This window comes from Pseudomonas sp. H26/SER47-MNA-CIBAN-0231 (assembly GCF_040310465.1).
GTDB lineage: Bacteria > Pseudomonadota > Gammaproteobacteria > Pseudomonadales > Pseudomonadaceae > Aquipseudomonas > Aquipseudomonas atacamensis.
Genome location: NZ_JBEOPW010000193.1, coordinates 1 through 236 on the forward strand (window position 1 = coordinate 1; position 236 = coordinate 236).

A 236-nucleotide genomic window follows, 5' to 3' on the forward strand; every position below is an offset into this window, starting at 1 on the left:
GTGGAAGGCGCAGGTTACTGCTGTCGCACCAGGCCACCGGCAATTGCGTGCAGGTGCCGGCCACCTGTTGCAGCAGGTTGCGCCGCAGCACCAGGTCGCGGGCGCTAGCGGCCTCGACACCGACACCGCTGGCCCCACCCATGGCGCGAAACATCAGCGACAACGATCGCTGCATGCTCTCAAGATCGACCCGTGCCTCCGGAAAATCCGGGCTGGCGCGACGGGTGATGAAGCGG

The 236-nt window shown here is 66.9% G+C and carries 1 pseudogene; it reads right to left on the reverse strand.

The window, feature by feature from the left end:
• Positions 1–236 (reverse strand): annotated as a pseudogene (locus AAEZ10_RS27765) (nitric oxide reductase activation protein NorD); the annotation flags it as partial.